The following is a 19753-nucleotide window of genomic DNA, read 5'->3' on the forward strand; positions in this document are numbered from 1 at the left end:
ATGCACTTTGTAATTTAAAGTGCATTTTTTGTTTTTTATCAGTATAAAAAAGTGCGGTAAATTTTATTTGTATCCCAAAAGCTAGACTAAACAAACCAACCATTGAGGGGAAGATTTTATAATAAATAAGATCGATGGTTCAAATCAAGACTGGAGTATCAAATGGCGACTTATCTATTAATTTAACTGAAATAAAAAGGACTGAATTTGACACAATATCGTCATCAGTCCTTAATTAAATAGTCTAGGTTTTGGGGCAAATCAATTTACAGAATATTTGAAAATTCTTCTAACATTTCTTTTGGCCATACGCTTGATTGCACTTCACCGATATGTTTTTTACGAAGTAAAAGCATTGCTAAGCGAGATTGACCGATACCACCGCCGATAGTTAGTGGTAATTTTCCGTTTAATAAATCTTGGTGCCAATCCATTTTTAAACGGTCTTCATCACCCGTTAGGCCAACTTGTAAGCGTAATGCACTTTCATCTACGCGAATACCCATTGAGGAAAGTTCAAATGCTTTGCCTAATTGGTCGTTCCATACCAAAATATCACCATTTAAGCCTTTGTAGCCATTTTCAGATTCAGTTGTCCAGTCATCATAGTCAGGTGCTCGACCATCATGAGGTTTGCCATCTGAAAGTTTGCCGCCAATTCCGATCAGGAATACTGCGCCGTATTCTTTACAAATTGCGTTTTCACGTTCTTTACTGCTTAAATCTGGATAGCGTTTTACTAAATCTTCGCTATGCACAAAGGTAATGTGTTTGGGAAGAATTGAAGGAATATCAAAACGTGCTTCTACGGCTAATTCTGTTAAACGAATAGCACGATAAATAGAATTTACCGTTTCTTTTAAGTATGCAAAATTACGACGACCTTCAGGAATCACTTTTTCCCAGTCCCATTGATCCACATAAACAGAGTGCGTTGGATCAAGAGAATCTTCATCTGGACGCAATGCTTTCATATGAACAAACAAGCCTTCACCTTCTTTAAAGTTGAAGCGAGCAAGGGTATGGCGTTTCCATTTCGCAAGAGAATGTACTACTTCAAATACGGCATTTGGAATACATTTCACATTAACTTGAACGGCTTTTTCAATGCCAGATAAGTTATCTTGCATTCCGTTACCCACTTGGCTCAAGATAGGGCCTTGTACTTCAATAATGCCAAGTTGTTCAATAAGATTTTGGGTGAAGGTATTCTTCACAAAACTGATTTCTTGTTGTTGTAAAATAAATGTCTTTTTCATTTTGATAACCCTTTTTAACAATAGGTGATATTTTTATGTATTATTTAATAAATATTACGTTTGTTTCAAGTATTTTATTTGCTTTCTTTTTTAAATTGAATATTATCTAAATCAGAAGAGAAAAATTGAATAAAATCTAAAGGAGGTGATTTTATGCACAATATTGACAGTTTAGATCAGCAAATCTTACGTGTACTAACTAAAGATGCGAGAACTCCCTATGCCGAAATGGCTAAAAACTTTGGCGTCAGCCCGGGAACGATTCATGTGCGAGTAGAAAAAATGCGCCAATCGGGCATTATTGAAGGTACGAAGGTGATCATTGATGAGCGTAAATTAGGTTATGACGTATGTTGTTTTATCGGCATTATTCTAAAAAGTGCAAAAGATTATGAAAAGGTAATCAAAAAGCTAGAAAGTTTCGATGAGGTAGTGGAAGCCTATTATACAACGGGCAATTACTCGATTTTCTTAAAAGTGATGACACACACAATTGCAGAATTACATTCTGTTTTGGCGACCAAGATTCAGTTAATAGATGAAATTCAGTCCACTGAAACCTTGATTTCAATGCAAAATCCAATTTTGCGAGATATTAAACCTTAAGAAAATAGAAAGTGCGGTGAAATTTTTATTCAAATTTATCTTGGTGTTTGAATTTCAATAAATCTCTCCGCTCTTTTTTGTTTGGGCGACGATCAGGATGGGGCATTGAAAGGGAATTATTTTTTCTTGCCCATGCGATTTCTTCTCTTTTTTTCACGCTACTTTCGGTTTCTTGATAGAGTAATTGTGCTTCTGGCGCACCTCTGCGTTGATTGCTTAAGGCGATAATTTTTATTTCTTTTTCTTCGTTTCCTTGGCGAAGTTTTAACATTGCGCCCACTTCCACAATTTTACTTACCTTCGCGCGTTGGTTGTTGTAATGCACTTTACCACTTTCAATCATGGCTTTGGCAATGCTCCGTGTTTTGTAAAATCGTGCAGCCCACAACCATTTGTCTAATCTGACTTCTTTTTCTTCCATTTGTGAATTTCTCTTTTGCTATTTTATGGTACAGTTTGTCCCAATCCTATCACAAAATAAAGGAAAACTTATGTTATCCGATTTATCTAAAAAATTACCTAAAATTATTGCTGCAAAAGTCGTTGCTAAATCTCGTTTATTTGAAATTCAGTCTGTTGATTTGGCGTTTTCTAATGGGGAGTTACGTACTTATGAGCGTTTCAAACCCGGTAATCAACAGGCTGTTATGATGGTTCCCATTGATGGGGATGATCTTTTATTGATTCGTGAGTATTCAGTTGGTACAGAACGTTATGAATTAGGATTTCCTAAAGGCAGCGTAGATAAAGATGAAGAACCGAAAGATGCAGCAAATCGCGAATTAAAGGAAGAGTTGGGGCTAGGGGCCAATAAAATTGATTTCTTGCGTACGGTGATTACCAATCCAAGTTATATGCGCAGCATTATGCATATTTTTGTTGCTCAGGATTTTTATCCTTGCCAGTTAGAAGGTGATGAGCCAGAGCCGTTAGAAATTGTTCGCTTTCCATTGTCAAAAATCGATGAATTACTTGCAGAGCCCAATTTCAATGAAGCTAGAAATTTAACTGCACTTTATTCCTTGAAAGATTATTTAAGCCAAAAATAATTGGCTTAATTGAATATCGTTCTCTCATTTTCTCTTTTTAAAAAGAGGAAAATCATGGCTAACCAGATGAACACAACCCTGAGTTAGCCTTTTTCGCTTATCTATAAATAAAATATCATTCAAATATTTCCCTTTTTATTAAATATTTTCTAACAAGCTCAAATTTCCCTTTAAAAAACTTGAAAAAATACTCGATTTTTGACAATGTTTAGGTGTTTTCTTTTTTTACTCAAGGAACATTTTTATGCATAACGAAAACTTAAAAGAATTGACCTTTCGAGGGATCATCCTCGGCGCATTGATTACAGTGATTTTCACTGCATCCAATGTGTATCTCGGTCTAAAAGTGGGGATGACATTTGCGTCATCTATTCCAGCAGCCGTCATTTCTATGGCTGTGCTCAAATTTTTCAAAGATTCTAGTATTCTTGAAAATAACATGGTGCAAACACAAGCATCTTCAGCGGGGACACTTTCTTCTGTGATCTTCGTCTTACCAGGCTTATTAATGATGGGTTACTGGCAAGACTTCCCATTCTGGCAAACTATGTTGATTTGTGCTGCCGGTGGTACATTGGGTGTGTTATTCACCATTCCATTACGCCGTGCGATGGTGGTAAACAGTGATTTACCTTATCCTGAAGGTGTAGCTGCTGCAGAAATCTTAAAAGCGGGTAATCATGCAGATGGCGATAGCGGTGTGAAAGATATTGCTTACGGTGGTGTTTTAGCGGGATTAGTTGCATTTTTAACTAACGGTTTACGCGTGATGGCTGATGGTGCAAGCGCTTGGATTCAAACTGGTAAAGCGGCTTTCCAATTACCAATGGGCTTTTCACTTGCCTTGCTTGGTGCGGGTTATTTAATTGGTATCGTAGGCGGTATTGCGATGTTGATCGGTGTTATTTTGACTTGGGGTGTGGCTGTGCCATATTTCACGATGTCAGGTGATATCGCAGCAGACGCAAGCTTAATTGATGCCGCAATGGTGGTTTGGAAAACGAAAGTACGCTTTATTGGTGTGGGTACAATTGGTATTGCAGCGATTTGGACATTACTTATTTTAATGAAACCAATGATTGAAGGGATGCTACATTCTTTCCGTATGTTGAAAGGTGGACAGGCTGAGTCTGAGCATCGCGTTGATATCGACCTTTCTCCAAAAACAATGATTTATATCTTAATCGCGACAGTTGTGTTAATTGTTATTTCATTACATCACTTTATCGCAGCTGCACCGATTTCACCTGAACTTTCCATTTTATTAGTGGTAGTTTGTACTTTCTTAGCGGTATTTATCGGCTTCTTCGTGGCTGCCGCTTCTGGTTATATGGCGGGTTTAGTGGGTTCATCTTCAAGCCCAATTTCTGGTATCGGGATTATTTCTGTTATCGTGATTTCATTGGTATTGGTATCAATCGGTAATGCATCAGGCTTATTTGAAACCGTAGATGGTCAGAAATTTTTGACCGCACTTACACTCTTTACCGCGTCAATTGTCTTAACTACCGCAACGATTTCTAATGATAACTTGCAAGATTTAAAAACCGGTTTATTAGTAGATGCGACACCTTGGCGTCAACAAGTAGCATTAATTATCGGCTGCTTTGTCGGTGCGCTTGTTATCGCACCAGTATTAGAAATCTTATATCACGCGTATGGTTTCAGCGGTGCGTTGCCACGTCCAGATATGGATCCTTCACAGGCTCTATCTGCACCACAAGCAACATTAATGACCACCATTTCTCAAGGTATTTTCACAAATAAATTGGAATGGACTTACATCTTAACTGGTGTAGTTTTAGGCGCTGTGTTAATTACGATTGATGCATTCTTGAAAAAAGTCAGCAACAAAGTCTTTGGCTTGCCAGTTATTGCTGTGGGGATTGGTATTTATTTACCACCATCAATTAATATGCCTGTGATTGTCGGTGCATTCTTAGCATGGATCATGACTCGTCATATTGCAAAACTTGGTAACAAAGAAGTGTCTGCTAAAGCAGAACGTTTCGGTACGCTTTTCTCTGCAGGTTTAATCGTAGGTGAAAGCTTAATGGGTGTGATTTTAGCATTCATTATTGCGGCTTCTGTTACCACTGGTGGTTCTGAAGCGCCATTATCCTTAAATCTTGAAAACTGGGATACTATTGGCGAGTGGCTAGGTTTAATCGTATTTATCGTGGGTATTGTGATTTTTGCATCTCGCGTATTACGTGCGAAAAAATCTGATTAATCCTTAAATTTATTTTAGAATAGGCTACCTTTGGGATAGCCTATTTTTTTATTATGAAATCTTACTTAAAAACACTTATTTTTTTCCCCCTGATTTTACAGATAATCGTCACCGCACTTTTGATTTGGTTCGATGATGATTCAAGTGGTGTTATTGTTCCTTTTTCTAGCTATGCTCTCACAGCATTTCTTCTTTCCACAATTCCCGCATTTTTAACTGCACTTTTAGCTGTAAAATTCCGTTACACACGTTATAACATTGCTTCGATTGTATTCGTTTCATCGATCATTTCATTTGTTTACTGCAATATGGCATCTTATTTTTATTTGTTATTGCTCGGCGAACAAGAAACTTCCTTTTGGGGCTGGTTGACCGAAGGGGGATTATCCCTCGGGTTAATAAGCACATGCGGAATGGTATTTTATGCTCTATTTGTGATGCCTTGGTTGCTGCCAAAAACAAGAGAATAATTTTATGCTGACGCTAAACGAACACTTACTTAACCAAGTATTGATGATTGCTTATCAAGCGGGTAAGCATTTGCAACAGTTTTATCAAAAACAGGTTCATGTTGAATTGAAAGAAGACAACACGCCTGTAACGGAAGCGGATCTTTTTGTGAGCCAATTTTTAACAGAAAAATTGACCGCTCTTTTCCCTAATGTCTCCGTTCTTTCGGAAGAAAATTGTCATATTTCCTTTGAAGAACGTAAAAATTGGAAAGAATATTGGTTGATTGACCCTCTTGATGGCACACAACAATTTATTAATCGTACCGATCAATTTTCTGTGTTGATTACCCTAGTTCGTAAAAATAAACCAGTGTTAAGCGTTATTCATACACCAATTTTATCGACGACTTATTATGCAATGCATGATTTTGGCGCGTTTAAAAAACAACTGGATCAGGTAAAAAAACTCACTAAAAACACGATGAATTTTGACCGCCCTTTACGAATTGCAGTGGGTGCAACCACTTCACAAGAAAAAGTGCGGTCGATTTTGCCGAAGGATTTTCCTTGTGAATTTGTTGTGGTTGGTTCAAGTAGTTTAAAAAGCGGTTTGGTGGCTGAAGGGGCGGTAGATTGTTATGTTTGTTTAGGACAAACAGGCGAATGGGATACCGCTGGCGCTGAAGTGCTGCTGGGTGAAACCCACGGTGTCATTTTTGACTCTCATTTTGAGCCTTTAACCTATAACCAACGTGAAACCTTGACTAATCCGCATTTTGTTATGGTGGGCGATCAATCGCTCGATTGGCGTTCTATCTTTCAATTTAATTGATTGGTTCGATTGGTTTTTTTCTCTAGAATACGGCATTATTTTCCGATATTACTCGGAATCTTATAAGGAATAATTATGCAAACTGATAATAATTGTATCGTCATTTTTGGCGCGTCTGGTGATTTAACTCACCGTAAACTCATTCCAGCTCTTTATAATCTCTACAAAATCGGGCGTTTGAGTGAAAACTTTTCCGTTCTAGGTGTTGCTCGCTCTGAGTTAAATGATGAAACTTTCCGCGAAAAAATGCGTGAGGCTTTAATTAACAATGAAGAAACAACACCTGACACTTTAGATGCTTTCTGTTCTCATCTTTATTACCAGGCAGTGAATACATCTGATGCTCAAGATTATGGAAAACTTGTTCCACGCTTAGATAATCTTCATGATAAATATAAAACTTGTGGTAACACCCTTTATTATATGTCCACTCCTCCAAGTCTTTATGGCGTGATTCCTGAGTGTTTGGCTGAACATGGTTTAAATACGGAAGAATATGGCTGGAAGCGTATTATTGTTGAAAAGCCTTTTGGTTACGATGAAAAAACAGCGCAAGCGTTAGACGTACAAATCCACCGTTTCTTTGAAGAACACCAAATTTATCGTATCGACCATTATTTAGGTAAAGAAACCGTTCAGAACTTGCTCGTATTACGTTTCTCAAATGGTTGGTTTGAACCACTTTGGAACCGAAATTTCATTGATTATGTAGAAATTACTGGTGCAGAATCTATTGGCGTGGAAGAGCGCGGTGGCTATTATGATGGGTCTGGTGCAATGCGAGATATGTTCCAAAACCATTTATTGCAAGTATTAGCGATGGTGGCAATGGAGCCGCCAGCAATTATTAATGCGAATTCAATGCGTGATGAAGTAGCAAAAGTGATGCATAGTTTGCGTCCATTAACTGCAGAAGATATGGAGCATAATCTCGTTTTAGGTCAATACACTGCGGCTGAAATTAACGGCAAAATGGAAAAGGGCTATCTAGAAGAAAAAGGTGTGCCTGCAGATTCTCGCACTGAAACCTATATCGCATTGCGTTGTGAAATTGAAAACTGGCGTTGGGCTGGTGTGCCGTTCTATGTCCGTACGGGTAAACGCTTACCGGCTCGTGTGACCGAAATTGTGATCCATTTTAAAACCACGCCACATCCTGTATTCAGCCAAAATGCGCCAGAGAATAAATTAATTATTCGTATTCAACCTGATGAAGCGATTTCAATGCGTTTTGGTTTGAAAAAACCAGGTGCAGGTTTTGAAGCGAAAGAAGTATCAATGGATTTCCGTTATGCAGATTTAGCAGGAGCACAAGTATTAACCGCTTATGAACGCTTATTGTTAGATGCGATGAAAGGCGACGCTACCTTGTTTGCTCGTACTGATGCTGTGCATGCTGCATGGAAATTTGTGCAACCGATTTTAGATTATAAAGCCAATGGTGGTCGTATTCATGAATATGAAGCTGGCACTTGGGGCCCTGTTGCAGCTGATAAATTAATCGCAAAACAAGGCAAGGTTTGGCGTAAACCGACAGGTTTAATGAAGAAAAAAGTTTAATTAATCTAATGTAGGGAGGGCTTTAGCCCACCTCTCTTAATATCGAACATAATAAATTGTGGGCTAAAGCCCAACGGAAAATCAATGAACTATATCAGCTTCCCAACGGCTCAACACGCAGTCGATAAAATTGCTCAAGAATTTGTGATTTATAGCCAATTAAATCACCCTGTGCATATTTCCCTTTCTGGTGGTTCAACGCCTAAGTTATTATTTAAAACTCTAGCCAAAGCGCCTTATGCGGAACAAATTAACTGGAAGAATCTGCATTTTTGGTGGGGAGATGATCGTATGGTTCCGCCATCTGATCCTGAAAGCAACTATGGTGAAGTGCAGAAACTCTTATTCGATCACATTCAAATTCCAGCAGAAAACATTCACCGAATTCGTGGTGAAAATGAACCACACTTTGAGCTAAAACGTTTCGAAGAAGAATTAAGTGCGGTCATTCCAAATGGTATTTTTGATTGGATTATTTTAGGCATGGGAACTGATGGTCATACCGCTTCTCTCTTCCCACATCAAACCAATTTTGATGATGAAAATCTAGCTGTCATTGAAAAACATCCTGAAAGTGGTCAAATTCGCATTTCTAAAACAGCCAAACTCATTGAACAAGCCAAACGCATTACCTATTTGGTCACCGGCGAAAGCAAAGCGGATATTTTAAAAGAAATCCAAACGACTCCAGCTGAAAACCTTCCTTACCCTGCTGCAAAAATTAAAGCAAAAAATGGCGTGACGGAATGGTATTTGGATAAAGCGGCGGCAAAATTGCTATAACAAATTGAGTATCGCAGGCTTGCAAAATGATAGACTACAAAGTGAATGAACCAATTGCAGTTAAACAATTTATTGAATTGCTAAATAAAACAACGCTCGGGGCACGCCGTCCGTTAGAGGATGAAAAACGCGTCGCGGCGATGTTGCACCATGCAGATTTATTATTTACTGCTTGGGATGGTGAACAATTAGTGGGCATAGCACGTTCCGTGACGGATTTTGCCTATTGCTGTTATTTATCTGATTTAGCGGTTGATGAACAATATCAAAAACAAGGTATTGGATTACAATTGATTGAACACACTAAACAAGCCTTACATCCACAAGCTAAAATTGTGCTGTTATCGGCTCCACAAGCTGTAGATTATTATCCGCATATTGGATTTACACAGCATATGAGTGCGTGGACGAGGAGTTAATTTATTAGCATTGTACGGACTAAAATAAGATATAGATACATCAGATGCGGAGTTACTTTAATGTTAAATTTAGATAATAAAAAATTTATTGCTGTTGAAAACACCGCAAATGGTGAGGTCAGCAGCCAAACCGAATTTCATTACCATCAGCAAGATAAAATGATTTGGGCAGAATATGGTGGCGGTGAAATTTTAAAAGGTTTTTTAATTGGAAAATGGATTAACGATACTCAAGTTGAATTTACGTATCAACATTTAAATCAATCTCTAGAAAATCGTTTGGGGCGTTGTTGTACCACATTTTCTTTAGAAAATAGTAAACTCATCGGCTATGAAAAATGGCAGTGGTTAGACACGTTAGAGCAAGGTAACTCGTTAATTAGAGAAATTTAAGTGATGTTTTACTGAGACAAATATCTGGAATAAGTTTCATATACTTTATAAAAAATAATAGGTGCTTCAGCATTTTCTTAATAGGAAAACAATGTCAGTAAAAGATGAAACCTGAGTTGTTGGTTTCCGGTGACTGGGGATAGACTGAACTTATAGATAAAGGAATATGTTAAGATACAAGTTCCCAAAAGTAGGGAAGTCTTATTTAGATAAGTAGGTAACTAGGCTGTCATATATAATATGGATGATAGCTAGAGTATATATTAATCGTTTTTTAATATAGAACAGTAAAAATAACTAGCTGGTTCTTAATTAACCAATTTAAAGTAATCAATATGAAAAAAAGAAATATATTTTTAGATATAGTTAAAGGACTAGCTATATTTCTTATGGTTTTTGGGCATTGTATTCAAAATGGAAGTGGTGTTGATGTGCTAAATAAAGGAATGTTCTGGAATTTTTCAGTTTTTCAATTTATTTATTCTTTTCATATGCCTTTATTTATGATTGTTAGTGGGTATTTTGTTTTTTTTTCACAAGAAAAATATGACTTAATTTTAATTGTAAAAAATAGGCTAAAAAGAATTTTTATTCCTTTGTTGTTATTTTCTGTATATTCTTATTTGTATTTAAATTCTATCTATAAAAACGGCAATGTTAATATTTATATTGATTTTAATGACTTAATCTATAAGATTTTTCATAGTTACTGGTTTTTATGGGGGATTTTAATCTCGTCTATATTAGTATCATTTATTCATAAGCTTTTAAAAGGCAGTATATTTATACACCTTACTATTGTTTTATTGTTTATCCTATTTGCTAAAGGATATATATTAAAGATGACAGCATTCATCTATCCGTTCTTTTTAATAGGCTATTTGTTAGCCAAATATAGGGTGGTCCTGTTTGAAATAGCGGGGAAATATTATAGCCAAATTACATTAGCTTGTAGTGTATCATTTGTTTCTATTTTTTTATTTTGGGATATTAATTCTTATATTTATCATTCTGGAGTTAGTATATTAAATCCAGATTTGGGTTTTTCAACAAGTAAACAGTTTTTTATTGATGTATATAGAATAATTATTGGGGTGTTAGGGAGCGCATCCTTTGTTCTTGTTAGCTATATTATTTACAATAATACTAAAAAGCTCAGTAGCATAGTAAAAGTGTTTTGGAGTGTATTGGCTTATTTGGGAGAAAATTCTTTAGGTATTTATTGTATTCAAGAGCTTTTAATTGTTTTTGGGTTAAGGAAAATGTCTTTAAATAATACAGATAATTACTTTGTTAATTTAATACAGGCAATTCTTATATTAATTTTGTGTGCCATTATCATTAAAACTCTAAAAATGAATAAAAATATTAAAAAACTTCATTTAGGATAAAAGGGATTATTGAGAGTAATTAACTAAATTTAATACAACAGGAGCAAAAAATGTCAGTAAAAGGCGACATCGGTGTTATCGGCTTAGCCGTAATGGGGCAAAACCTCATTTTAAATATGAATGATCATGGCTTTAAAGTGGTGGCATATAACCGTACCACTTCAAAAGTGGATGAATTTTTACAAGGTGCAGCAAAGGGCACGAATATTATTGGTGCATACTCTTTAGAAGATTTAGCTTCTAAATTAGAAAAGCCACGTAAAGTGATGTTAATGGTGCGTGCGGGTGATGTAGTGGATCAATTCATTGAGGCATTATTACCGCACTTAGAAGAAGGCGACATCATCATTGATGGCGGTAACTCAAACTATCCAGATACCAACCATCGTGTAAAAGCATTGGCTGAAAAAGGCATTCGCTTTATTGGTTCGGGTGTTTCAGGTGGTGAAGAAGGTGCGCGTCATGGGCCATCTATCATGCCAGGTGGTAATCAAGAAGCATGGCAATATGTTAAACCTATTTTCCAAGCAATCTCAGCAAAAACAGAACAAGGCGAACCTTGTTGTGACTGGGTTGGCGGTGAAGGTGCTGGTCACTTTGTAAAAATGGTTCATAACGGTATCGAATATGGCGATATGCAATTAATCTGTGAAGCTTACCAATTCTTAAAAGAAGGTTTAGGCTTAAGCTATGACGAAATGCAAGCTATCTTCGCAGAATGGAAAAAAACTGAACTTGATAGCTATTTAATCGATATCACCACCGATATTCTTGGTTATAAAGATGCTGATGGTGAACCATTAGTTGAAAAAATCTTAGATACAGCTGGCCAAAAAGGAACAGGTAAATGGACGGGTATCAATGCATTAGATTTTGGTATTCCATTAACCTTAATCACTGAATCCGTCTTTGCTCGTTGCGTATCTTCATTTAAAGATCAACGTGTTGCCGCTAATCAATTATTTGGCAAAACAATTCAACCGGTTGAAGGCGATAAAAAAGTTTGGATTGAAGCGGTACGTAAAGCCTTATTGGCGTCTAAAATTATTTCTTACGCACAAGGCTTTATGCTTATTCGTGAAGCCTCTGAACAATTTGGCTGGAACATCAACTACGGTGCAACGGCATTATTATGGCGTGAAGGTTGTATCATTCGCAGCCGTTTCTTAGGTAACATTCGTGATGCATATGAAGCAAATCCAGATTTAATCTTCTTAGGTTCAGATAGTTACTTCAAAGGCATTTTAGAAAATGCATTAAGTGACTGGCGTAAAGTGGTGGCGAAATCTATCGAAGTGGGTATTCCAATGCCTTGTATGGCGTCTGCAATCACCTTCTTAGATGGTTATACTTCAGCCCGTTTACCAGCAAACTTATTGCAAGCGCAACGTGACTACTTCGGTGCACATACTTATGAGCGTACAGATAAACCCCGCGGTGAATTCTTCCATACTAACTGGACAGGTCGTGGTGGGAATACCGCCTCTACCACTTATGATGTGTAGTTAAAAATATTGATAAAAATTACCGCACTTTGAGATATTAAAGTGCGATATTTTTTATCGCTTTTCTTTTTATATTTGGGAAATAAAAAAACGGTGCTATTTCAGCACCGTTCTTTGTTATCGAATCACATTTTAAAGAATAACGTGAGAAAGACCTAAACCGATTAATAAGCAGAAAAGCATGCTTAATAAACCAGGAATCATAAAGCTATGGTTTAAAATATATTTACCAATTTTGGTTGTGCCCGTAGTATCGAAGTCAATAGATGCAATGATTGGACCGTAATTAGGAATAAAGAAGTAACCATTTACTGCCACAAATACACCGATTAATACTGGTGCAGGGATACCTAATGCGATGCCAAGTGGGAACAATGTTGCGACTGTTGCACCTTGGCTGTTTACTAATACTGAAAGTACAAATAGCGCGAAAGCAAATGCCCATGGTGCAGTTTCAACTAAGCCTTTTACCATTTCTTTTACTTCAGTCATGTGTGCTTGCATCAAGGTGTCACCTAACCATGCAATACCGAAGATTGCGATTACTGCACGCATACCAGCGTGGAATACAGAGCCTTTAGTGATTTCAGTGCCATCTGGTTTACAAGTTAAGATAATTAACGCACCAATCGCTAACATAATGATTTCGATAGTGTGTGCCATCCCCATTGGTTTACCATCAAATACTGGACGTAAAGATGGAACCGCACCCATGATTACAACAAGTAATGAACCAAATAAGAATAAAGAAACAGAAATTTTAGCGGTTTTGTTCACTTCTACTTCTTTGACTGAAGTGGTAGAAGCAAAAGTATCTGCATATTTTGGATCATTTAAACGACGTTGATATTCCGGATCATCTTTTAATTCTTTACCCATTTTGTTTACAAATAAACAAGCAATAAAAATACCTAAGATGGTTGAAGGAATAGTTACCATTAATACGTCACCAAGATGGATGCCTTGAGGTTCAAGGTAAGCCACGACCGCTACAACAGCTGCCGCAATAGGGCTTGCTACGATAGCAAATTGTGATGCGATTACCGCCATTGACATTGGACGTTCTGGACGGATACCGTTTTGACGGCTTACTTCAGCGATAACTGGTAATACAGAATATGCCACGTGGCCAGTACCTGCTAAGAAAGTGAATAACCAAGTTACTGCCGGAGCGATAAACGTAATGTGTTTAGGATTACGACGTAAGATTTTGGTTGCGATTTTGATCATGTAGTCTAAACCGCCTGCTGCTTGCATTGCTGCCGCCGCTGCCACTACAGCCATAATCATAAACATAACATCAATAGGTAAACCTGCTGGTTTTAGACCAAAGCCAAAAGAAAGAATAGCAAGGCCTAAACCACCAAATACACCTAACCCGATACCACCTACACGTGCACCCACAAAGATACACAATAATACGATGGCAAATTGTAGTAAGAACATTGCAGACATACTGCCCCCTAAGTTAATTAAAAAATATCTTTGTTTTATTTGTTAAAACAGCACTTAATATAGCAACAAATGGGTATCGATTCCATAACATGGATCAATAAATTGTGGTCAAAAGTGCCGTTATTTCTGGTTTAGTTATAGATGTATAATTCAAGGTATTTAACGTTCATAAGAATTTTTTTGAAAGATAACCCAAGTACGGTTATACTTGAGCCCTATTTTGATGTACTTAATCAGTAGAGAAAACAATGCAAGAATTTATCCCAATGGCAACAGAGTTTGCTCAAAAACATACTCTTTTAGCGGTTTCTTGGTTTGCGATTTTTGTGATGGTAATTTATACCTTCTATAAAGGAGCAACGAGTAAATTTAAAGTCATCACTCACAATGAGGTGATTCGTTTAATAAATTCGGATGAAGCTATTGTGGTGGATTTACGTAGTATTGAAGAATTTCAACGTGGTCACATCATTGATAGCATTAATTTACTTCCAAGCGAAATTAAAAATAAAAACATCGGTAAAATTGAACAACACAAAGAAAAAGCAATTGTGTTGGTAGATATTAACGGTGTTTCCGCAGCAGCTTCAGCTACACTTTTATCGAAACAAGGTTTTAATCGTGTGTTTGTGTTAAAAGAAGGCATTTCTGTATGGGCTGCAGCAAATTTACCTTTAGTTAAAAAACATAAATAATAAGGAATAGAAAATGTCAGAACAAAAACAAGACGTTGCAGCAACAGAAGAACAACAACCCGTTCTCCAAATTCAACGTATTTATGTGAAAGATGTGTCTTTTGAAGCGCCAAATCTTCCACATATTTTCCAACAAGAATGGAAACCAAAACTTGGTTTTGATTTAAGTACCGAAACAACTCAAGTTGGTGATGACTTATATGAAGTAGTATTAAACATTTCTGTTGAAACTACACTTGAAGATAGTGGTGATCTTGCATTTATTTGTGAAGTAAAACAAGCGGGCGTATTCACTATTAGCGGTTTAGAAGATGTTCAAATGGCGCATTGTTTAACTTCTCAATGCCCGAATATGCTTTTTCCTTATGCACGTGAATTAGTGTCTAACTTAGTAAATCGTGGTACGTTCCCTGCGTTGAATTTATCTCCAGTAAACTTTGATGCATTGTTTGTTGAATATATGAATCGTCAACAAGCAGAAAATGCAGAAGAAAAATCTGAAGAAGGTCAAACTAAACACTAATTAAGTGGTAAAACAAAAGGCAAGCTAGGAATCCTAACTTGCCTTTTTTGTTGTTAAAGTGCGGTCAATTAATAGCTTGAATTGATTAACACTTCTTCACCATAGCCACCTAAAGTTGGCATTGGTTGGTAAGTTGAGTTTGCTGCACGCATTAAACGAATACCACGAATACCCGCTTCTTTAGCTGCTAACACATCATCATCGCTGTCGCCATAGTGAATGCTAACTTTATGCGCAATAATGCCCGGGGTTTTGTTGTATTTGGTTGTGCGCTCACGTCCGCCCATAAATTCAACAGGGTGCATATTTTTAATATCAAACGCTTTTTGTAATACAGGTGTTACGCCATCTACGTTCCCTGCAGTACGACCTGTAATAAAATAAATTTGGTCTCCACGTTCTTGGTGCATTTTGATCAAATCAACGCCGATTTGTTTTGGAATTGAGTATTTGTCACAACCTGCGTTAACCTCATTCCAGAAATCTTGATTTTTCAAGTAGTCTTGTTTGCCTGGAGAATATTTTTGTTGACCGTAATAGAAACAAGGGCTACTGAAAAGTACTGTGTCATCAATGTCAAAGCTGACATTAATTGGGCCTTTGCCTTCTAATTCTTTTTTGATTTGATCTACTGAGATCCAGTGAATTGGTTGTTCTTGCAACATTTCACGTGCATTTGTACCAGATTGAGTATAAGGCTCAGTTTTTCCTGCCATAGCTGGAATTGCTGCTGCGGTTAATAAAGCTACAACAGATAGCTTGATCATCTTTTTCATAAAAAACTCCTAGTTGGATGGTCATTGAATGCTATGTATCATACACATTCTATGTTTTATATCAATTTAAAGCAAACGTTTGCTATTTTGAAGTATGATCAGGCTCACATTTTTTGATTATTTTTGGTGAATAAATCGTCAAAAGACTATTTTCTCTTGAATTTTGTTAATTTACCGCCATATAACGAACAACTTTTCACTTTATAAAGGACAGAACAATGACAACGATTGTAAGCGTACGTCGTAATGGGCAAGTCGTCGTAGGTGGTGATGGACAAGTTTCTTTGGGTAATACCGTAATGAAAGGCAATGCACGAAAAGTGCGCCGTTTATATAATGGCAAAGTGATTGCTGGTTTTGCTGGTGGTACTGCAGATGCATTTACACTTTTCGAATTATTTGAACGTAAACTTGAAATGCACCAAGGGCACTTACTAAAAAGTGCGGTGGAATTAGCAAAAGATTGGCGTACAGATCGTGCACTCCGTAAATTAGAAGCGATGCTAATTGTGGCGGATGAAAAAGAAAGTTTAATCATCACGGGTATTGGCGACGTGGTTCAACCAGAAGAAGATCAAATTTTAGCAATCGGATCTGGTGGTAACTATGCGTTGTCTGCAGCACGTGCGTTGGTGGAAAACACCGAACTTTCTGCTCGTGAAATTGTTGAAAAATCTTTGAAAATTGCTGGTGATATTTGCGTGTTCACAAATACCAATTTCACTATTGAAGAATTACCGAATTAAGGAAAAAATATGTCTGAAATGACTCCTCGTGAAATAGTTTCTGAATTAGATCAACATATTATTGGTCAAGCCGATGCAAAACGTGCTGTGGCGATTGCATTGCGTAACCGTTGGCGTCGTATGCAGCTTCAAGAACCTCTGCGTCATGAAGTAACCCCAAAAAATATTTTAATGATTGGCCCAACTGGTGTGGGTAAAACTGAAATTGCGCGCCGTTTGGCAAAATTAGCTAACGCGCCATTTATCAAAGTAGAAGCAACGAAATTTACCGAAGTGGGTTATGTGGGGAAAGAGGTAGATTCCATTATTCGTGATTTAACGGATAGTGCGATGAAGCTTGTTCGCCAGCAGGAAATTGCGAAGAACAGAGCAAGAGCTGAAGATGCAGCCGAAGAGCGTATCTTGGATGCTTTACTTCCCCCAGCTAAAAATCAATGGGGCGAAGTTGAAAGCCATGATAATCACAGCAGTACTCGCCAAGCGTTCCGTAAAAAATTACGTGAAGGTCAATTAGATGATAAAGAAATCGAAATTGATGTGTCTGCAGGCGTGTCTATGGGCGTTGAAATTATGGCTCCTCCAGGCATGGAAGAAATGACAAATCAACTGCAATCATTGTTCCAAAATTTAGGTTCAGATAAAACGAAAAAACGCAAAATGAAAATTAAAGATGCGTTGAAAGCGTTGATTGATGATGAAGCAGCGAAATTAATTAACCCTGAAGAACTTAAACAAAAAGCGATTGATGCGGTAGAACAAAATGGTATCGTTTTCATCGATGAAATCGACAAAATTTGTAAGAAAGGTGAATACAGTGGTGCAGATGTATCGCGTGAAGGCGTGCAACGTGATTTACTTCCGTTAGTGGAAGGTTCGACCGTTAGCACCAAACACGGAATGGTTAAAACCGATCACATCTTATTTATTGCGTCTGGTGCATTCCAAGTTGCTCGTCCTTCAGATTTAATTCCAGAGTTGCAGGGTCGTTTGCCGATTCGTGTTGAACTAACCGCATTAAGTGCGGCTGATTTTGAGCGTATTTTAACGGAGCCACATGCGTCTTTAACCGAGCAATACAAAGCATTAATGGCAACAGAAGGGGTGAATATAGAATTCACAACCGACGCAGTGAAGAAAATTGCTGAGGCGGCATTCCGTGTGAATGAAAAAACGGAAAATATTGGTGCGCGCCGTTTGCATACGGTAATGGAACGTTTAATGGATAAAATTTCTTTCAGTGCAAGTGACATGAATGGTCAAACGGTCAATATTGATGCGGCTTATGTAGCAGATGCACTTGGCGAAGTGGTTGAAAATGAAGATTTGAGTCGTTTTATTCTTTAATGATAAAGATCTTACATATAAAAGTGTGGTGAATTTTGGATCTATATCCCAAAATTGAACAGTTAATCAAATACTGAGTTCCGTATTGTACGGGACTCAGCTTTTTATAAGTCTATTAATGGGACAAAATAGAGTTTATTTTGCCCAACTCGAAATTCTGTCACATCGGTGCGAACTGTTTTTGGGGAAGCTCAAGGTTAACCGCACTTTATTGTTAGATAAGAAACTTAAAGAATCGTTAAGAGCTGGGCAAAATCATCAAACACCCAATCTGGATTGGATTCACTGATAGGGATATTGTAATTGTAGCCGTAAGTTAAACCAACAACTGCACAGCCCGCAGCGTGACCTGCGATAATATCATTTTTAGAATCGCCTACGAAAAGCACTTGGCGTGGTTCAAAACCAAATTTTCCGCATAAATAATAAAGCGGACCTGGATGTGGTTTAATGGCAGGTAAAGACTGACCACCCAACATTTCACTAAATAAATGATCAATTCCAAACGCGGCCAATACTGGCTGAACATGTCTTGTGGGTTTATTGGTAACAACAGCTAGGACATAGCCTTTTTCTTGTAAGGTTTCTAATGTTTCTTTTACATTCGGATACAGGCGGCTGACATTACATAAATTCTCACCATAATAAAAATTAAAACGCTCCGTTACCTGCTTAATCTCTTCTTCAGTTAACACTTCTCCTGTTTGTTTTTGCGCCCAATCTAACGCTCGTGCAATTAATACAGGTGCCCCATTACCGATCCAAGTTAACACTAATTCTTCTGGTGCTTGCGGTAAATCGAATTCAGCCAAGGCAGAATTTACGGATAACGCTAAATCAGGCAGGCTATTTACCAAGGTGCCATCTAAATCAAAGCCAATAAGTTTAAATTGTGTATTCATTGTTTTTCTCTGTTCTATTGCAATCACATTTCATTAAAATGACAGTTATGCGCTCACACTCGATAACTGTGTACGCATTTGGTCAATAACTTGTTTATAATCTGGCTTACCAAAAATTGCGGAACCCGCCACGAACATATCTGCACCCGCCGCTGCAATTTCCGCAATATTATCAACCTTCACACCGCCATCTACTTCAAGACGAATGTCATAACCACTTTCATCAATGATCTTACGAGCCTGTTGTAATTTCTTCAATGTTGCTGGAATAAAAGATTGTCCGCCAAATCCGGGATTAACTGACATTAATAAAACCACATCCACTTTATCCAAAACGTAATCTAAGTAGCTCAACGGCGTCGCAGGATTAAACACTAATCCAGATTTACAACCACAGTCGCGAATAAGCTGCAAAGAGCGGTCAATATGTTCGCTAGATTCTGGGTGAAAAGTGATGTAGTTCGCACCTGCTTTGGCAAAATCGGGAATAATACGATCGACCGGTTTTACCATTAAATGCACATCAATCGGTGCGGTAATACCATAATCGCGTAAAGCTTGACATACCGTAGGCCCAAAAGTGAGATTAGGTACATAATGATTATCCATAACATCAAAATGAATAACATCCGCACCTGCATTAAGTGCGTTTTGTACATCATCACCAAGACGAGCAAGATCGGCAGAAAGAATTGATGGGGCGATAAGATAAGGTTTCATAAAGGTTCTCCGTTGAGAAAATGAGTGCATTTAGTTTACTCACTTAAGTTCAAAAAACCAATAGTAATCCTTATATGAAATAACAGGATAAACAAAGAAAGGGCACTTTA

At 37.4% G+C, this 19753-nt stretch carries 21 protein-coding genes; 15 read left to right on the plus strand and 6 right to left on the minus strand.

Translation table 11 applies throughout. The annotated features are described in order from the left end of the window. Nucleotides 1-266: 266 nt before the first annotated feature. Nucleotides 267-1259, minus strand: a complete 993-nt coding sequence (gene asnA / locus AAX15_RS07795; protein ID WP_005630541.1) for an aspartate--ammonia ligase — start codon at nucleotides 1257-1259, stop codon at nucleotides 267-269. A gap of 153 nt (nucleotides 1260-1412) precedes the next feature. Between asnA and asnC the strand changes: the two genes are divergently transcribed. Beyond that, nucleotides 1413-1865: a transcriptional regulator AsnC gene (asnC, locus tag AAX15_RS07800; protein WP_005635654.1), complete on the plus strand. Its 453-nt coding sequence runs from the start codon at nucleotides 1413-1415 to the stop codon at nucleotides 1863-1865. A gap of 25 nt (nucleotides 1866-1890) precedes the next feature. Here asnC and hslR read toward each other — a convergent pair whose 3' ends face one another. Continuing rightward, nucleotides 1891-2286: a ribosome-associated heat shock protein Hsp15 gene (gene hslR / locus AAX15_RS07805; RefSeq protein ID WP_046939932.1), complete on the minus strand. Its 396-nt coding sequence runs from the start codon at nucleotides 2284-2286 to the stop codon at nucleotides 1891-1893. Between the two features lie 70 nt (nucleotides 2287-2356). Here hslR and nudE point away from each other — a divergent pair, with 70 nt between their 5' ends. From nudE to gnd, 10 genes are all read left to right on the plus strand, one after another. Then, nucleotides 2357-2914, plus strand: coding sequence for an ADP compounds hydrolase NudE (gene nudE, locus AAX15_RS07810; RefSeq protein ID WP_046939934.1), 558 nt, complete (start codon nucleotides 2357-2359; stop codon nucleotides 2912-2914). Nucleotides 2915-3158: 244 nt separating this feature from the next. Beyond that, entirely contained in the window at nucleotides 3159-5147 is a 1989-nt protein-coding gene (locus AAX15_RS07815; RefSeq protein WP_005635656.1) for an OPT family oligopeptide transporter, read from the plus strand. A 53-nt stretch (nucleotides 5148-5200) separates the two neighbouring features. Further along, on the plus strand, nucleotides 5201-5617 hold the full coding sequence (locus tag AAX15_RS07820; RefSeq protein ID WP_046939936.1) for a hypothetical protein: 417 nt from the start codon (nucleotides 5201-5203) through the stop codon (nucleotides 5615-5617). Nucleotides 5618-5621: 4 nt separating this feature from the next. Beyond that, nucleotides 5622-6431: a 3'(2'),5'-bisphosphate nucleotidase CysQ gene (cysQ, locus tag AAX15_RS07825; protein WP_046939939.1), complete on the plus strand. Its 810-nt coding sequence runs from the start codon at nucleotides 5622-5624 to the stop codon at nucleotides 6429-6431. Nucleotides 6432-6506: 75 nt separating this feature from the next. Continuing rightward, entirely contained in the window at nucleotides 6507-7991 is a 1485-nt protein-coding gene (zwf, locus tag AAX15_RS07830; RefSeq protein ID WP_046939941.1) for a glucose-6-phosphate dehydrogenase, read from the plus strand. Nucleotides 7992-8075: 84 nt separating this feature from the next. Then, complete coding sequence (gene pgl, locus AAX15_RS07835; protein ID WP_046939943.1) at nucleotides 8076-8774, plus strand: 6-phosphogluconolactonase; 699 nt, start codon at nucleotides 8076-8078, stop codon at nucleotides 8772-8774. Nucleotides 8775-8800: 26 nt separating this feature from the next. Then, on the plus strand, nucleotides 8801-9193 hold the full coding sequence (locus tag AAX15_RS07840) for a GNAT family N-acetyltransferase (protein ID WP_046939945.1): 393 nt from the start codon (nucleotides 8801-8803) through the stop codon (nucleotides 9191-9193). A gap of 60 nt (nucleotides 9194-9253) precedes the next feature. Beyond that, complete coding sequence (locus AAX15_RS07845) at nucleotides 9254-9586, plus strand: hypothetical protein (RefSeq protein WP_046939947.1); 333 nt, start codon at nucleotides 9254-9256, stop codon at nucleotides 9584-9586. Between the two features lie 335 nt (nucleotides 9587-9921). Next, nucleotides 9922-10977 (plus strand): acyltransferase family protein, encoded by a 1056-nt coding sequence (locus tag AAX15_RS07850; protein WP_046939948.1) that lies wholly within the window; start codon nucleotides 9922-9924, stop codon nucleotides 10975-10977. 50 nt (nucleotides 10978-11027) lie between these two features. Beyond that, on the plus strand, nucleotides 11028-12482 hold the full coding sequence (gene gnd / locus AAX15_RS07855) for a decarboxylating NADP(+)-dependent phosphogluconate dehydrogenase (RefSeq protein ID WP_046939949.1): 1455 nt from the start codon (nucleotides 11028-11030) through the stop codon (nucleotides 12480-12482). Nucleotides 12483-12614: 132 nt separating this feature from the next. Here gnd and AAX15_RS07860 read toward each other — a convergent pair whose 3' ends face one another. Then, complete coding sequence (locus AAX15_RS07860) at nucleotides 12615-13937, minus strand: anaerobic C4-dicarboxylate transporter (RefSeq protein ID WP_046939950.1); 1323 nt, start codon at nucleotides 13935-13937, stop codon at nucleotides 12615-12617. Between the two features lie 248 nt (nucleotides 13938-14185). On the opposite strand from AAX15_RS07860, the gene AAX15_RS07865 reads away from it, so the two are divergent. Both AAX15_RS07865 and secB read left to right on the plus strand, forming a co-directional pair. Next, nucleotides 14186-14632, plus strand: coding sequence for a rhodanese-like domain-containing protein (locus AAX15_RS07865; RefSeq protein WP_046939951.1), 447 nt, complete (start codon nucleotides 14186-14188; stop codon nucleotides 14630-14632). A 13-nt stretch (nucleotides 14633-14645) separates the two neighbouring features. Next, nucleotides 14646-15155 carry a protein-export chaperone SecB gene (gene secB / locus AAX15_RS07870; protein WP_046939952.1) on the plus strand — a complete coding sequence of 170 codons (510 nt, stop codon included), beginning with the start codon at nucleotides 14646-14648 and terminating at the stop codon, nucleotides 15153-15155. A 68-nt stretch (nucleotides 15156-15223) separates the two neighbouring features. Here the strand turns inward: secB and aphA are convergent, their stop codons facing one another. Further along, the gene (aphA, locus tag AAX15_RS07875) at nucleotides 15224-15931 is read right to left on the minus strand and encodes an acid phosphatase AphA (RefSeq protein ID WP_046939953.1); all 708 of its coding nucleotides are present in this window, start codon (nucleotides 15929-15931) and stop codon (nucleotides 15224-15226) included. 218 nt (nucleotides 15932-16149) lie between these two features. Between aphA and hslV the strand changes: the two genes are divergently transcribed. Continuing rightward, nucleotides 16150-16677: an ATP-dependent protease subunit HslV gene (hslV, locus tag AAX15_RS07880; RefSeq protein ID WP_005629407.1), complete on the plus strand. Its 528-nt coding sequence runs from the start codon at nucleotides 16150-16152 to the stop codon at nucleotides 16675-16677. Nucleotides 16678-16686: 9 nt separating this feature from the next. Beyond that, the gene (gene hslU / locus AAX15_RS07885; RefSeq protein WP_046939954.1) at nucleotides 16687-18021 is read left to right on the plus strand and encodes an HslU--HslV peptidase ATPase subunit; all 1335 of its coding nucleotides are present in this window, start codon (nucleotides 16687-16689) and stop codon (nucleotides 18019-18021) included. A gap of 227 nt (nucleotides 18022-18248) precedes the next feature. Here the strand turns inward: hslU and AAX15_RS07890 are convergent, their stop codons facing one another. Together AAX15_RS07890 and rpe are read right to left on the minus strand one after the other, a co-directional pair. Continuing rightward, nucleotides 18249-18923 carry a phosphoglycolate phosphatase gene (locus AAX15_RS07890; RefSeq protein WP_046939955.1) on the minus strand — a complete coding sequence of 225 codons (675 nt, stop codon included), beginning with the start codon at nucleotides 18921-18923 and terminating at the stop codon, nucleotides 18249-18251. A 45-nt stretch (nucleotides 18924-18968) separates the two neighbouring features. Beyond that, nucleotides 18969-19643, minus strand: a complete 675-nt coding sequence (gene rpe / locus AAX15_RS07895; protein WP_046939956.1) for a ribulose-phosphate 3-epimerase — start codon at nucleotides 19641-19643, stop codon at nucleotides 18969-18971. Between the last annotated feature and the right edge of the window lie 110 nt (nucleotides 19644-19753).

This window comes from Haemophilus haemolyticus (genome assembly GCF_001008275.1).
Classification (GTDB): domain Bacteria; phylum Pseudomonadota; class Gammaproteobacteria; order Enterobacterales; family Pasteurellaceae; genus Haemophilus; species Haemophilus haemolyticus_P.

What these genes read in the sequence shown, in the direction of transcription:
- AAX15_RS07815 (WP_005635656.1), top strand. Translation starts at nt 3,159, where the DNA reads ATGCATAACGAAAACTTAAAAGAATTGACCTTTCGAGGGATCATCCTC.
- AAX15_RS07840 (WP_046939945.1), top strand. Translation starts at nt 8,801, where the DNA reads ATGATAGACTACAAAGTGAATGAACCAATTGCAGTTAAACAATTTATT.
- AAX15_RS07890 (WP_046939955.1), bottom strand. Translation starts at nt 18,923, where the DNA reads ATGAATACACAATTTAAACTTATTGGCTTTGATTTAGATGGCACCTTG.
- zwf (WP_046939941.1), top strand. Translation starts at nt 6,507, where the DNA reads ATGCAAACTGATAATAATTGTATCGTCATTTTTGGCGCGTCTGGTGAT.
- rpe (WP_046939956.1), bottom strand. Translation starts at nt 19,643, where the DNA reads ATGAAACCTTATCTTATCGCCCCATCAATTCTTTCTGCCGATCTTGCT.
- asnC (WP_005635654.1), top strand. Translation starts at nt 1,413, where the DNA reads ATGCACAATATTGACAGTTTAGATCAGCAAATCTTACGTGTACTAACT.
- pgl (WP_046939943.1), top strand. Translation starts at nt 8,076, where the DNA reads ATGAACTATATCAGCTTCCCAACGGCTCAACACGCAGTCGATAAAATT.
- gnd (WP_046939949.1), top strand. Translation starts at nt 11,028, where the DNA reads ATGTCAGTAAAAGGCGACATCGGTGTTATCGGCTTAGCCGTAATGGGG.
- hslR (WP_046939932.1), bottom strand. Translation starts at nt 2,286, where the DNA reads ATGGAAGAAAAAGAAGTCAGATTAGACAAATGGTTGTGGGCTGCACGA.
- AAX15_RS07860 (WP_046939950.1), bottom strand. Translation starts at nt 13,937, where the DNA reads ATGTCTGCAATGTTCTTACTACAATTTGCCATCGTATTATTGTGTATC.
- nudE (WP_046939934.1), top strand. Translation starts at nt 2,357, where the DNA reads ATGTTATCCGATTTATCTAAAAAATTACCTAAAATTATTGCTGCAAAA.
- AAX15_RS07865 (WP_046939951.1), top strand. Translation starts at nt 14,186, where the DNA reads ATGCAAGAATTTATCCCAATGGCAACAGAGTTTGCTCAAAAACATACT.
- hslU (WP_046939954.1), top strand. Translation starts at nt 16,687, where the DNA reads ATGTCTGAAATGACTCCTCGTGAAATAGTTTCTGAATTAGATCAACAT.
- aphA (WP_046939953.1), bottom strand. Translation starts at nt 15,931, where the DNA reads ATGAAAAAGATGATCAAGCTATCTGTTGTAGCTTTATTAACCGCAGCA.
- AAX15_RS07845 (WP_046939947.1), top strand. Translation starts at nt 9,254, where the DNA reads ATGTTAAATTTAGATAATAAAAAATTTATTGCTGTTGAAAACACCGCA.
- AAX15_RS07850 (WP_046939948.1), top strand. Translation starts at nt 9,922, where the DNA reads ATGAAAAAAAGAAATATATTTTTAGATATAGTTAAAGGACTAGCTATA.
- hslV (WP_005629407.1), top strand. Translation starts at nt 16,150, where the DNA reads ATGACAACGATTGTAAGCGTACGTCGTAATGGGCAAGTCGTCGTAGGT.
- cysQ (WP_046939939.1), top strand. Translation starts at nt 5,622, where the DNA reads ATGCTGACGCTAAACGAACACTTACTTAACCAAGTATTGATGATTGCT.
- AAX15_RS07820 (WP_046939936.1), top strand. Translation starts at nt 5,201, where the DNA reads ATGAAATCTTACTTAAAAACACTTATTTTTTTCCCCCTGATTTTACAG.
- secB (WP_046939952.1), top strand. Translation starts at nt 14,646, where the DNA reads ATGTCAGAACAAAAACAAGACGTTGCAGCAACAGAAGAACAACAACCC.
- asnA (WP_005630541.1), bottom strand. Translation starts at nt 1,259, where the DNA reads ATGAAAAAGACATTTATTTTACAACAACAAGAAATCAGTTTTGTGAAG.